Below are 13,419 nucleotides of genomic sequence, written 5' to 3'. Positions count from 1 at the left end.
ATGCTTTGGGGACGGAAATTTCACGTTAAAATTTTTTTTCTTCCATCCGCACGCAAGGGTATCAGTATTGACAGAATGTGATATACTCTGCGCGCACTTTATACCTTATTAACAGAGTAAGACAATGACTGATTTATCAAAATACAGAAACATTGGTATTTTTGCTCACGTAGACGCGGGTAAAACTACCTCTACAGAGCGTATCCTAAAGCTAACTGGTAAGATCCATAAGATCGGTGACACTCACGACGGTTCAACTACTACTGACTTCATGGAGCAGGAAGCTGAGCGTGGTATCACAATCCAGTCTGCAGCAACAACTTGTTTCTGGAACGATCACCGTCTAAACATCATCGATACTCCTGGACACGTTGACTTCACTATCGAAGTTTACCGTTCTCTAAAAGTACTTGACGGTGGTATCGGTGTATTCTGTGGTTCTGGTGGTGTTGAGCCTCAGTCAGAAACTAACTGGCGTTACGCTGACGAATCACACGTATCACGTCTGATCTTCGTTAACAAACTAGACCGTATGGGCGCAGATTTCTACAAAGTTGTAGATCAAGTACAGAACGTACTAGGTGCTACACCTCTAGTTATGACTCTACCTATCGGTATCGAAGAAGATTTCGTAGGTGTTGTAGACGTACTAAGCCAACAAGCTTACGTATGGGATGAGTCTGGCCAACCAGAGAACTACGAAGTTCAAGATATTCCAGCAGACATGGTAGAAAAAGCTGCTGAATACCGTGAAATGCTAATCGAAACTGCTCTAGAGCAAGACGAAGATCTAATGATGGCTTACCTAGAAGAAGGCGAAGAGCCATCTCTAGAAGACATCAAACGTTGTATCCGTAAAGGTACTCGTGATCTAGCATTCTTCCCAACTTACTGTGGTTCAGCGTACAAGAACAAAGGTATCCAACTTATTCTTGACGCGGTAATTGATTACCTACCATCTCCAACAGAAGTTGATCCACAGCCTCTAACTGATTCAGAGACTGGTGAGCCAACTGGTGAAGTTGCGACTGTATCTGCAGACGAGCCACTACGTGCTCTTGCATTTAAGATTATGGATGACCGCTTCGGTGCTCTAACCTTTATCCGCATCTACTCTGGTAAGATGAAGAAAGGTGACACAATCCTTAACTCTGCAACTGGTAAAACAGAGCGTATCGGCCGTATGGTTGAGATGCACGCGGACGAGCGTAACGAGATCGATTCAGCACAAGCTGGTGACATCATCGCTGTAGTTGGTATGAAGAACGTTCAAACTGGTCACACTCTATGTGATCCTAAGCACGAATGTACTCTTGAGCCAATGATCTTCCCAGATCCAGTAATCTCTATCGCAGTTAAGCCTAAAGATAAAGGCGGTTCTGAGAAGATGGGCATCGCGATCGGTAAAATGGTTGCAGAAGATCCATCATTCCAAGTTGAGACTGATGAAGATTCAGGCGAAACTATCCTGAAAGGTATGGGTGAACTTCACCTAGACATCAAGGTAGATATCCTTAAGCGTACTTACGGCGTTGAGCTAGAAGTTGGTGCTCCACAGGTTGCTTACCGTGAAACTATCACTCAAGCAATCGAAGATAGCTACACGCACAAGAAACAGTCTGGTGGTTCTGGTCAGTTCGGTAAGATCGACTACCGCATCAAACCAGGTGAGCCAAACTCTGGCTTCACGTTCAAATCAACAGTTGTTGGTGGTAACGTACCTAAAGAATTCTGGCCTGCAGTTGAGAAAGGCTTTGCGTCAATGATGGAGCACGGTGTTCTAGCTGGCTTCCCTACTCTAGACGTTGAAGTTGAACTATTCGACGGTGGTTTCCACGCAGTTGACTCTTCAGCTATCGCTTACGAAATCGCAGCGAAAGGTGCATTCCGTCAGTCTATGCCTAAAGCTGGCGCGCAACTTCTTGAGCCAATCATGAAAGTTGACGTGTTCACTCCAGAAGATCACGTTGGTGACGTAATCGGTGACCTTAACCGCCGTCGTGGTATGATCAAAGACCAACAAGCAGCGTCTACTGGCGTACGTATCAAGGGTGATGTACCTCTATCAGAAATGTTTGGTTACATCGGTACTCTACGTACTATGACTTCTGGTCGTGGTCAGTTCTCTATGGAGTTCTCACACTACGCACCATGTCCAACAAACGTTGCAGAGCAAGTAATTGCTGACGTTAAAGAGCGTAACGCTAAGAAGTAATTCTTAAGTTAACTCTATAACTTGAAAGCCCCGCTTAGTGCGGGGCTTTTTGTATTTAGCAGTCTTATACGCAGAGCGTGTTTGTTTTATTCCTATTTAGCGTTTGTTTTGACGATTGTTATGATGCCGTTCTAGTACTGTTGCCTTTTAGGTCAATGGTCCTAAAGTCTGGTACCACTGACTTTTCAAATATTTCTATTTCTTCCTTCAACCATTGCGCAAACAATTGAGCTTTAGGTCTTTTTAAGTAGCCTTTTGGCGCACACAAGTAATACGCAAAGTTGGGCTTGATAGCGATATCTCCAATTCGGACCAATTTGCCAGAACGAAAATATTGATGAGCTAAACTGTGTTTTACTAATGCCACGCCTTGAAGTGATAGTGCAGCCTCAAGCACGAGATGTGATCCACTGTATTTTAAGGTAGGCTTTGCTGCGCAGTGACCCAAGGTTGCTAACCACATATTCCAATCAAGATCAGGCCAAACATCTTCAATCAGCTCAGCTTTGCTTAAATCCTCGATGTTATAGATCCCGTGCTCTTTCTGGTACACCGGATGACAAGCAGGATAAAAAGCTTCGTCCATCAGCCATTGTGATTCTAAATTGGGATATTTTCCTAAACCGTAACGAACACATAAATCTATCTGACTATCTTGAAAAGACACCAAATCATTGGTTGGTTCTAATAGCAAGGCGATATCAGGGTGACGCTGGCGAAAAGCCGTAATTTTCGGGACTAACCAATGATGAGCGAAAGAGGGGAGTGTTGATATCGAAAGGTGGTTCGGGTTTGGATCTTGATTGACTAATCTAACCCCTTGCTGCAAATGAGCAAACCCTCTTTCTGCCTGACTAAACAGTAGCTCTCCCTCTGGTGTGAGCACGATTTTTCTGTGCTGACGAACAAATAGGTCCGTGCCTAAGAACTCTTCTAAATGACGAACTTGCTGACTAATGGCCGCTGGCGTAACAAACAGTTCTTTTGCTGCCGTTTTAAAGCTTCCTTCCTTTGCTGCAACGAAAAAGTAATACAAGCCCTGTAAGGGAGGCATTCGATCTTTCACATTAGTTTTCCTTAACTCTATGGCAGATTCTATCGTTTGAGGATATCAGCGTAGTCGCTGATTATTAAGTGGTCAACATTGTATAGGAATCTTTGAAATGGAAAACATGACACACACTTGTGAGCGTACTATACCTACTGCCCATCAGAGCGGGTTACAGTTAATTTATTCTAAACTGGCGGCTTGGAGAAGGAACTATAAGACACGTCGTCACTTGAGAGAGTTACCAAAGCACCTTTGGGACGATATTGGATTAGGTGAAAGGGAGATTAGTTGTGAAGTGAGTAAGCCATTCTGGAGAGAGTAGTCTATGAGTTTGATTCAAGCTCAAAGTTAAGTTGCACTCCCCAATGGTGTTGAGGAGTGCAAGCAAAATTACAAGTCTTCTTCCCACACGACCAATTCATCTTTTGGCCAATTGTGGCCTATCTCATGATACTTTTGTTCGAGCACATGACGTTTAATTTTAAGCGTTGGCGTCAGTACGCCATTTTCTATACTCCAAGGTTCTTTAATCATTAACACGCCTTTGATTTGCTCATGAGAGGCGAGTTCTTGATTCATCCTAGCAATAACTTTACGTGTGGTGCGTGCGTATCGCTCTCGATCAAAGTTAGGGAAGTCATGTGGCACAACCAAAAGAATCGGAGCGGGTAGCCCTAAACCGATGAGACACATCATCTCTACGCGACTGTACTCGAAAAGCTTTTTCTCGATAGGAACCGGAGAGACAAATTTACCTTTGGCGGTTTTGAAGTTATCTTTTTTACGGCCTTGAATCGTTAGATAACCATCTGAGTCGATAGCGCCGATATCGCCTGTGTGTAGCCAGCCCTCTGAATCAAAAGACTCTTGGGTGGCAATATCATTTTTGTAGTAGCCAGAAAATAGCCCTTTGCCACGCACCATGATTTCATCATCAGCTGCGATTTTTAACTCAATGCCGGGCCCTGCATTACCGACACTACCAATTTTGTCAGCTCTAAATGGGTAGTTGAGCGTGCTGTAGGCAAATGATTCCGTCATCCCCCAAGCCTCTGTGATATCAAGGCCCACTGAGTGGTACCATTCCAACAACGCTGGCGAGACAGGTGCAGAGCCACAGCCTAATACTCGAGCCTGATCTAAACCTAGACCATCTGCTAGCTTTTTCTTGATCAAAGAATTGACGAATGGGATTTTCAACAGAATATTGAGCTTCTTCTGTGGAAGTTTGTCTTGAATACGTTGCTGGAATAGCGTCCATAATCGTGGGACGGAGATAAACAGAGTTGGTCGGTGCATCTTCACATCTTCGATAAAAGTGTCCAGTGATTCTGGAAATGCTGTTGGCACGCCACCCATAATCGATGAACCGAAGATATAAACACGCTCTGTAATATGAGCGAGCGGTAAATAAGAGAACAATCGGTCGTTTTCTTGGATACCAATATGATTGATCAGTTGCTGAACAGACCAACTGAATGCGCCGTAAGTTAGCATCGCGCCTTTCGGTAACCCTGATGTGCCTGAGGTATACACCAACGACATTAGCTTGTCATCGTAATGCTGCGGACGCTCTTCACTTGGCACTGCATCAGCAATGAGCGCTTGGTATTCGTGCTTACACTTAGGTGCCGTGTCATAAGGTAGAGCGATGCTAATGAGTTCAGGCATAGCATCAATGACTTGCTGAGTTGCTTTGGGATCATCGAGTTTTCCGCCAATGATCGCTTTACTTTCACTATGAGTCACACAGTATTCGATGGTGTCTGCACCGGCGGTAGGAAAGATTGGCACACTGACATAGTCACCAAGCATCATAGCAAGATCGCAAATAAACCATTCTGCACAGTTTTTAGATACTAACGCGACTTTGTCGCCAGGCTTTACACCAAGCGAGCGTAGTGCGCTGACAAGTTTTAAGGCTTGATCTGCAACATCAGAGAATGTGTACTCAACAAACTGTCGGTTAATAATTTGTTTTAGGTAGACCTCATTTGGACGCTCTTGAGCCCATTTGAGGATCATTTCATTTGGTGGTGGGAGAGCGCAACCAGCAGCGCTATTTAGATTCGGCTGATTCATTTTAAGTGACTCCATGTCTTCTCATTGTATTTATAATTGTTAACGCATTGTTAACTTTAGCATGTTAAATCGCGACACGGGAATGCATTTTGATGAAATATGTGGGGAAGATAGCGTTAGTTGTCCTGACAGTCGCTACAAATAAAGCCTAAAACTGCTGTCGATAATTTGCTGGAGACAGCCCCGTTTTTTTCTTAAAAATTCGAGAAAAGTAAGAAACGTCTCGATACCCGCACTGATAAGCAATGTAAGCAATTTTCATCGATTCATTTTCAATTAGCATTTTCTTAGCTAATGAAATGCGTTTCGCCGTGACATAATCACGAAAGCACATACCCACTTTACGGTGGAAAACTTTGGAAAAGTAGTTCGGCGAGTAATGACAAAGAGCGGCTGCTTCCTCTTCTCTTAGGTCCTTATGAACGTTATTGGCGATGTAATGGACTACGTCTGAAAAGTTTGACTTGCCGCTTCGAGAGAAAAGTTTATCTACCGAGATTTGTTCTTCGTCTACTTTACTATGCAAAAAGTATTTCAATTTTATTTGTGAAAGCCAGATAGGAAGAGTGAGCTCGTTCAACTTATAATATTCCGCACAAATATGCTTGGGCGGCAAGTGAGGAGCCGTATCTTTTGGAGATACGACGATCAGTTTTTTGTCGAGGTTTTTACAGAGCGTTATAACACCTTTCAAGTGCTCTTGATGATCACAGGTTATGTAGTAAAAGAAATAGCTATGTTCTTTATCACTGAGGACTGAGATATCTTTACTGCAGTCCATAATGTCAAAGCACCCATCAAACTCACAACGAAATTGTTCCGGCAGCGAGCAAAGGGTCTCTCCTATCCAGTAAGCTTTGGTCTGTTTATCCATATGAATCCTGCTCAGTACGTACTACACCAATGTTAGTATGCATTGAGGTCAGTCGAGCCTCATTCCTTGAGCTTTAGACCTCACCCTTTCGTTTATTAAGCTTAGGCTTATATAGTCATACTGCAAGTGTGAAATGTGTCACATAGCTTACAGTGATGTGTCTTATTTATGATACATTTTGCCTCTGAAGCGCAGACAGGCAAGAAAGTACTAACCTTTGGCAAAAAAGTCCTAACCCCCCTAATTCTTGATGACTAATGTTTAAGCATGATTCGGGTGTATATGATACCTGCGTCATGGACAAGCGAGATTTGGTTAAATAAAGGGGATAATCTTATGGATAACTTTCGCAATCTAATCAAGGACTTCATGGAAGACGAAGAGGGGCTAACACTTTTGGAGTATATCCTAGGTGCGGCACTAATTGTTACTGCATTCTTGACTTCAGGCTTCTGGACAACCTTGTCTAACAAGTTCACTTCAGTAGCTGGTCGTATTAGCACTTCGTAATGGTTAGCGAGTTAATTATTTGGTCATTACTTATCGCGATTGGAGTTTCAGACGCACAGAAACACAGAATACCGAATAAAGCAGTGCTTATGCTTTTGGTTGCAGTAACTGCAAACGTAATTTACAACCCAGCCACAACTGGTTTGGATCATTTATATGGTGGGTTGGTTGCGTTTGCGGTGTGTTTCGCGCTGTATCTTTTCAAAGTAATGGCTGGAGGAGACGTTAAGTTACTCGCCGTCATAGGGGCATGGTTGGGATTGAGTAACCTTGGGGAAGCGTCTACCGGGATAATACTCGCTGGAGGCATTGTCGGCATTTTTTATCTAATGCTACATGTGTCATCGACTAGTGTTGCTCTATCACATCAGATTAAAGGGTATTGCTTAGAAAAAGTAACACCAGGTTTTAGGTCCAGTAAGCCGTTAGTCATTCCATTCGCGCCGATAATCGTAATTGGATTAGCTTATTTTTCCTATACCCACTAAATAAAAATAATAAATGGCATGCAGCATCAGTTGGCTAAGCAACTTCAAGGAGGGGAAGTGTGATGGGCTCTGTGTATTGGGAAAAACTCGTGCCACAAATAAATCCACCAAAAGTACCTTCATCGGTAGAAGGTCTTGGCATACCGGCTTCAGTCGTTGAAAACTTAGTGTTGAAACACCTGTCAGCTTATCCGAAATGTGATTTGATCGAGTTAACACAGCGGTTATGCGTGGTTTCAAATATTGTTGAACTTGCTTTGGCGCAGTTGAGGAAACGAAGCTGGGTTGAGGTATATCAGCCTACATCTGAGAAGCTAAACCATTCGTACTCGAACATTCGTTATAGTCTAACGGAATTAGGACTTGCGGAAGCAGACATTGCATATAGAAAAGATCCGTATATCGGTCCTGTTCCAGTTTCTTTGGAAGAGTATTGGACCGTTGTTGAAGGACAAGATCTACGCAAAAACCCTGTTACCCGTATTGATGTAGAGCGTGCATTATCTGATGTTTTTGGCTCGGATCACTTAGTTCCTGTTCTCGGACCTGCTATCAACTCTGGACGAGCTTTGTTGCTTTATGGCCACGCGGGTACTGGTAAAAGTTACGTCGCATCAAGAGTACTCAATGCAATGAACACTTCGGTGTTTATTCCTTACGCCGTATATGCCGATGGCAACATCATCAAAGTGTTCTCAGAGCATCATCACCGTCGTTTAGACAACTCCCATTCTCAGGTTTTCGTTAAGTTGGAAACCCATTACGACAAACGCTGGGTTCTTTGTGAAAGACCAAACATTCAAGTGGGCGGTGAGCTGACATTGGAGATGCTTGAGGTAAACCACAGCGAGCATAATCGTGTATGGATTGCGCCACTTCAAATGATGGCTAACAACGGAATCTTAGTGATTGATGATCTCGGTCGTCAGTCAATGCCTGTTGATGCCTTGCTAAATAGATGGATCGTTCCAATGGAATACTTATTTGACCATCTGGCGCTGCCAAATGGTCAACAAGTAACGGTGCCATTTATGCTTACTTTGGCATTCTCATCCAATTTTGCACCAAGCAAAATTGCTGACCCTGCTTTTTTACGCCGTCTGGGGTACAAAATTGAGTTTAAGCCACTTGGTGATGATGACTATAAAGCGCTTTGGTTATCGCTGTCCAAAGACTTGCAACTCGCGTTGTCGCCTGAATTCTTTGACACACTAAATCAATTGCACCGTGAAAATAAAATGCCTAATTATCCATGCTTACCTAAAGATCTTTTGGGCATTAGCAGAGACGTTCTCGTTTTTGAAGGAAAACGAAAAGTCGTCTCATCAGACATTTTAACTCGTGCCTGGGGACTGTATTTCACAGTGGATGAATAGGGAGATCTAAATTATGAGTCGGACTCAAGTCATCATGCTATTGCTACTCTCCATTGTTTTCGGCCTTGCTGCCGTGTTGATAGCTAAACAATGGATGGATGGCAGAAACCAACCAACAGTCGAGTTAGAAGAGGTCGAAAGGCATCCCGTTTTAGTTGCCGCCATGGAGCTAGAACCAGGAACTATTCTCTCTGAGAAACATTTGTCTACTAAGCTCATGGAAGTGGACTGGATAGATGATGAAACATTGAAAGTAAAAGAACAGGCATTGGGAAGAATCGTTGCCAATACTATTTACGCGGGTGAACTTGTTAACCCTCATCGCCTTGCCCTGCCTGGTGAAGGCGCAACACTTGCTGCATTAATTCCAGAAAACAAGCGAGCAATCACTATTCGCGTAAATGACGTTATCGGTGTGGCAGGTTTTTTGTTACCAGGCAACAAGGTCGATGTCCTGAATACAGTGAGTTATGGACAAGGTAAAAACGCCACAACAAAAACAGTGCTTAAAAATATCAATGTTCTTGCGGTGGACCAAACAGCCAAAACGAATGATAACAAACCCGTGATTGTACGCGCTGTGACTTTAGAAGTAACACCGAAAGAGGCAGAAAAGCTCTTATCGGCGAACAGCAAAGGCGATATACAGCTTGCTCTGCGCAACCCTCATGAAGTGGATAAACCTGTTGTAGCAAGAAAATACACGCCACGACCTAGTGTGACCATTATTAAGGGATCTCAGGCATCCAGTGTCCGAGTCAGCAATTAGGTGAATTATGAAAACAATAATATTACTTGTTAGCCAGTTACTTTTCGTCAGCTTGTCTGTTAACGCAGCTACGGCGCAGTCAGGAAAAGTCGTAACCGTTGCACATCACCAATCAACTCAATTGATGATATCAGGCCAAGCAAAGAAAGTGACGTTAGGGGATCCAGAAGTCTTGGATATTTTAGTGCTCAGATCGAACGAGCTGTTTCTTATTGGTAAGAAGTTAGGTACCACGAATGTGTCGGTGTGGGATCGCCGAGGCCGGTTAATTGAGCAGTTTAACGTGGAAGTCACGCATGATCTAAATACGCTTAAGTCGAAGCTTTATCAGTTCTTGCCGGATGAAAATATCGAAGTGCACAGTGCGCAAGAAAAAGTGGTACTTAGAGGCTTGGTCAGCAGTCAGCAAAACATGGACACTGCGGTCAAAATTGCTGAAACCTTTGCTTTGGGTGAAGCGGCAGATGAAGAAGATGATAGCTCTAAAGATGATGAAAGTATGGTCATCAATCTACTTTCTATTGGTGGTGCTCAGCAGGTGACGCTAGAAGTTACCGTTGCCGAAGTACAGCGCACACTTGTAAGACGCTTCGACTCAAACTTCCACTTTTTCCAAAGAAGTGGGGACTTTACTTGGGGTGGTACGACTGCTGGTGGCGGTATTGATGGCATTGGACCAATTTTGAACGTCCCAACAGTCGAAGATTTCGGTTTTCTCGGATCGTTTATCGACAGTAATACCTTGTTTACCTTTGCGCTTGATGTGGCGAAGCAAAATGGCGTAGCGAAAGTGCTGGCAGAGCCTAGCCTTACCGCATTAAGTGGTACGCAAGCCGAGTTTGTCGCTGGTGGTGAATTCCCAATTCCAGTACCAAATGAAGATGGTATTACCATCGACTACAAAGAGTACGGTGTTCAACTCGACTTTGTTCCGTTTATTTTGAGCGATAAGAGAATCAATCTCAAACTGAACGTCAATGTGAGTGAAATTTCCAATTCTGGTGTGTTGACGTTTAATCCAAACGAAGTGAATGCCACTTTCTTTATTCCACCAATCACAAAACGAAGTGCTGGTACAACGATTGAGCTAGCAGATGGTCAAACCATTGGTATTGCGGGGCTATTGAGTGAAAACGCGCGTAACGTTGCGAATGGTATACCTGGTGCGAGTGATCTACCTGTGTTAGGCCGCTTGTTTAAGAGTGAAGAATTTACCTCTGGGGAAACAGAACTAGTCATTCTGGTTACTCCTCGATTAGCAACCCCAATTGATCGACGTCGAATCACGCTACCAACAGATGGTTTTGTTGCTCCAAACGATGTGGAGTTCTATTTGCTTGGTAAAGGTGCTGAGTTGGATTTCGATAGGTACCAGCTAAACGACATCAGTGAAGAAGATACTAACAACAATTTTATTCAATACGGTTCGTCAGAAGGTGGCTCTGAGGGCAAGTTTGGGCACAGTCTATAAGTGGGAGAACAAGATGAAAAGCATAGTGATAATGACCATTTGTTTCACATCATTCGGCTTGTTTGGCTGTGCGAATGACCCCGAGCTTGGTATCTCGGTTAGCCAGCTGCGCGCTGAACAAACTCTGAATCCAGAAGCCTGGTATGAGAATTTGGGCTACTTACCGGAAGGTAGTGGTGAGCGCACACAAGTTAGCTTAGAGGTATATAACAACAATGGGGTAGCCAAAGATGATTAAGTGATATGTTCACTTAGGAGGGGCTATGCGAAGGAATATGCATATAGCGCCAAGGAGAGCTCAGAAAGGGATTACCTTGGTATTAATTAGTTTAGTTTTATTATTTTTACTTGGTGTTGCAGCCTTTGGTATTGATTTGAATCACCAAGTACTCAATAAAACAAGACTACAAAACGCGGTCGACTCCGCTGCATTAGCGGCTGCGGTTGTCGTCGATGAAAGGACCGACGCGGCAGATTTGGCTGAGCGGCTTAGTTTAGCGACGCAAGCGGCGAATGATGCTCTGACTCATTCTGCTGCGTCTGATGGTAACCAAGAATTAGTTTACACGGGGGAAAACATAGATGTAACTTTCTCAAATTCGAACGCTAAAGGCTCATTTGTTGAAGCTGGAGAGTTCTCTTTGGGCAGTGACAGCGACATCTATGTTCGTGTTGCCGTTAGTAATGTTCTTTTGACACAGTATTTAAGTGGCATGTTTGGGCTCGACAAAGGGGTGTCAGCAAGTGCTGTTGCAGGACCAAGTGCGCCAAGCATTACTACATGTAACGTGTCGCCTATTGCTATGTGTGGCGATGTAGGCTCAGCTGATCTGGCGTGGGGATACATTCCTTCTTCAAACCCAAACTACAATGGCGCACAAGATCGAGATGCTGACACTATTCATGTATTGAAACCATCAGGGCACACGGATGGTGGCATTGGTTCGGGTAACTACCACCTTTTAGACTTTGGTTCCGGTAAAAATACAGTAAGAGAAATGCTGGCAGGGGATACTGAGGAGTGCATAACAGTCGGTGATTTAGTCACAACAGAGACTGGTAAAGGTACGGGACCAGTAGCTCAAGGTCTAAATACGAGATTTGATGGGGGTAAGCCAGATGAAGGCATTACTTCAGATAAGTACATCGAAGAGTCCAACGTAACATACGACAATTACCAACAACAATATCAGGATGCGGAAGATCCGGCCGTTGATAACGATGCGTTTTATTATGCCGATTATGTCGAAGGGTTAGCCGCTTGTACGGGGGGGCCTGGCGCGTGCAAGTCGCAATATTACCGAGCGGATGGGAAAACCGATAGAAGGGTATTACGAGTGCCGATCGTTCGTTGTGATGAAGCTCCAAAAAAAGGCGGCAAGATGGATTTAGAAGTACTGGGCCTAGGATGCTTTTTTGTTACTCAGGAAGTGCAAAATAAGGGGAATGAATCGGAAATATTCGGTCAGTTTCTAGAGGATTGTACGGTAAAAAATGCGTCGTCTGGGGTAGATCCGGATGAAGATGGAGTTGGGCCATACAAAATCGTTCTATACAAAGACCCGTCAAGTGGAGGGTCTTAATATGATGTACTCCAATAGAAAGCATCAGATGAAAAAGATGGCTAACCAGAAAGGACTGGCAATTATAGAGTTTATTCTTGCATTGCCAGTGCTACTGATGCTGACCGTATTAGTTATCGACGTGAGCCGAGCTTTTATTCAATACACCGAGGTCAACAAAGCGTTGCAAAATGGCGCACGGTATGCCGTGGTTGATACTTATGGCACGTTAGATTTTGAAGGCATAGCTGAAGAATCTGATATTAAAAATGTGGTGATCTATGGCACGCCGAGTGGCGTTGGTACGCCGGTAATCGACTATATTGAAGCTGCTGACATTATTGTGACTCAACCAACGGACACCAATAAGGTTGTCACCATATCGGCTACTTATAATTATGAGCCTATTTTCTCAACCTTACCTTTTACCGGAACCTCTTTGGCTTTCAGTATTGGCTCTTCTGCGTCAATGAGGACTAGCCCATGAAACAATGGATAAGGAAACAGAAAGGACTAACCCAAGTTGAGTTTTCGTTAATTGCACTTGCGGTAATGTTAGTACTGTTCATGATTATTGAGTTTGCAATCTACTTTTATTCAGTGCAAATGGTCAACGAAATTACCAGGCGAGCGGCACGACTTGCCACGGTTTGTTTTATTTCTGAACGTGATGAAATACCTAATCATCAAGCTTTGGAGAGTCTATATCCTTCAGGTTTTACCGCTAATAATTTACAAATCGAATATTTAGACGATACAGGTGCAACTGTTGATGTGTCGGATTTTTTGAGTACTCCACCTGCAGCATCTACAGTGTTAGATGCTCAGTTTTCAAAAATAAAATATGTTCAAGCAAGAGCAGTTGATTATGAATTTAAGTTTTTTGTGTTAGCTGCGCTTATTAGTGCAGTAGGAAAAACGCCTGCTTTTGAAACTGTATTGCCGGCAGAAAGCTTAGGTGTATTAAAGCCTGAAGCTGATAACCCTGCTGTTTATTCGGATTGTTCCGCGGAGTAGCTTT

14 protein-coding genes are annotated in these 13,419 nt (G+C 43.6%); 11 read left to right on the top strand and 3 right to left on the bottom strand.

The window, feature by feature from the left end; all coding sequences use genetic code 11:
- Positions 1-124 precede the first annotated feature (124 nt).
- The gene (gene fusA, locus R7P64_RS12145) at positions 125-2,215 is read left to right on the top strand and encodes an elongation factor G (RefSeq protein WP_005386444.1); all 2,091 of its coding nucleotides are present in this window, start codon (positions 125-127) and stop codon (positions 2,213-2,215) included.
- A gap of 118 nt (positions 2,216-2,333) precedes the next feature.
- On the opposite strand, the gene R7P64_RS12140 is transcribed toward fusA, so the two are convergent.
- A complete protein-coding gene (locus R7P64_RS12140) occupies positions 2,334-3,281 on the bottom strand; it encodes a LysR substrate-binding domain-containing protein (RefSeq protein WP_262643512.1) in 948 nt (315 codons plus the stop codon).
- 97 nt (positions 3,282-3,378) lie between these two features.
- Between R7P64_RS12140 and R7P64_RS12135 the strand changes: the two genes are divergently transcribed.
- On the top strand, positions 3,379-3,588 hold the full coding sequence (locus tag R7P64_RS12135; protein ID WP_005380156.1) for a DUF1127 domain-containing protein: 210 nt from the start codon (positions 3,379-3,381) through the stop codon (positions 3,586-3,588).
- Between the two features lie 68 nt (positions 3,589-3,656).
- Here R7P64_RS12135 and R7P64_RS12130 read toward each other — a convergent pair whose 3' ends face one another.
- Complete coding sequence (locus R7P64_RS12130) at positions 3,657-5,348, bottom strand: AMP-binding protein (RefSeq protein WP_031779037.1); 1,692 nt, start codon at positions 5,346-5,348, stop codon at positions 3,657-3,659.
- A gap of 148 nt (positions 5,349-5,496) precedes the next feature.
- Positions 5,497-6,222, bottom strand: coding sequence for a helix-turn-helix domain-containing protein (locus R7P64_RS12125; protein WP_130545037.1), 726 nt, complete (start codon positions 6,220-6,222; stop codon positions 5,497-5,499).
- Positions 6,223-6,558: 336 nt separating this feature from the next.
- Between R7P64_RS12125 and R7P64_RS12120 the strand changes: the two genes are divergently transcribed.
- From R7P64_RS12120 to R7P64_RS12080, 9 genes are all read left to right on the top strand, one after another.
- Positions 6,559-6,732, top strand: a complete 174-nt coding sequence (locus R7P64_RS12120) for a Flp family type IVb pilin (RefSeq protein ID WP_145473528.1) — start codon at positions 6,559-6,561, stop codon at positions 6,730-6,732.
- Positions 6,732-7,220, top strand: a complete 489-nt coding sequence (locus R7P64_RS12115) for a prepilin peptidase (protein WP_031781044.1) — start codon at positions 6,732-6,734, stop codon at positions 7,218-7,220. The genes R7P64_RS12120 and R7P64_RS12115 overlap by 1 nt, the downstream gene beginning before the upstream one ends.
- 62 nt (positions 7,221-7,282) lie before the next feature.
- A complete protein-coding gene (locus R7P64_RS12110) occupies positions 7,283-8,596 on the top strand; it encodes an AAA family ATPase (protein WP_165401630.1) in 1,314 nt (437 codons plus the stop codon).
- Between the two features lie 13 nt (positions 8,597-8,609).
- Complete coding sequence (gene cpaB / locus R7P64_RS12105) at positions 8,610-9,365, top strand: Flp pilus assembly protein CpaB (protein ID WP_005386448.1); 756 nt, start codon at positions 8,610-8,612, stop codon at positions 9,363-9,365.
- Between the two features lie 7 nt (positions 9,366-9,372).
- Positions 9,373-10,836 (top strand): type II and III secretion system protein family protein, encoded by a 1,464-nt coding sequence (locus R7P64_RS12100; RefSeq protein WP_005386449.1) that lies wholly within the window; start codon positions 9,373-9,375, stop codon positions 10,834-10,836.
- 13 nt (positions 10,837-10,849) lie between these two features.
- Positions 10,850-11,074, top strand: coding sequence for a hypothetical protein (locus R7P64_RS12095; protein ID WP_308386853.1), 225 nt, complete (start codon positions 10,850-10,852; stop codon positions 11,072-11,074).
- A gap of 25 nt (positions 11,075-11,099) precedes the next feature.
- Positions 11,100-12,419: a pilus assembly protein TadG-related protein gene (locus R7P64_RS12090; RefSeq protein ID WP_137282334.1), complete on the top strand. Its 1,320-nt coding sequence runs from the start codon at positions 11,100-11,102 to the stop codon at positions 12,417-12,419.
- A 1-nt stretch (position 12,420) separates the two neighbouring features.
- Positions 12,421-12,885, top strand: a complete 465-nt coding sequence (locus tag R7P64_RS12085; protein ID WP_031781046.1) for a TadE/TadG family type IV pilus assembly protein — start codon at positions 12,421-12,423, stop codon at positions 12,883-12,885.
- Positions 12,882-13,415: a TadE/TadG family type IV pilus assembly protein gene (locus tag R7P64_RS12080; RefSeq protein ID WP_005386454.1), complete on the top strand. Its 534-nt coding sequence runs from the start codon at positions 12,882-12,884 to the stop codon at positions 13,413-13,415. Before R7P64_RS12085 ends, R7P64_RS12080 begins: the two co-directional genes overlap by 4 nt.
- The last annotated feature ends 4 nt before the right edge of the window (positions 13,416-13,419 follow it).

The sequence above is a fragment of the Vibrio sp. 2304 genome (genome assembly GCF_033339475.1).
Classification (GTDB): domain Bacteria; phylum Pseudomonadota; class Gammaproteobacteria; order Enterobacterales; family Vibrionaceae; genus Vibrio; species Vibrio alginolyticus.
Note: the sequence above shows the minus strand (reverse complement) of the source record. Positions and strands in the feature narration are given on the sequence as shown.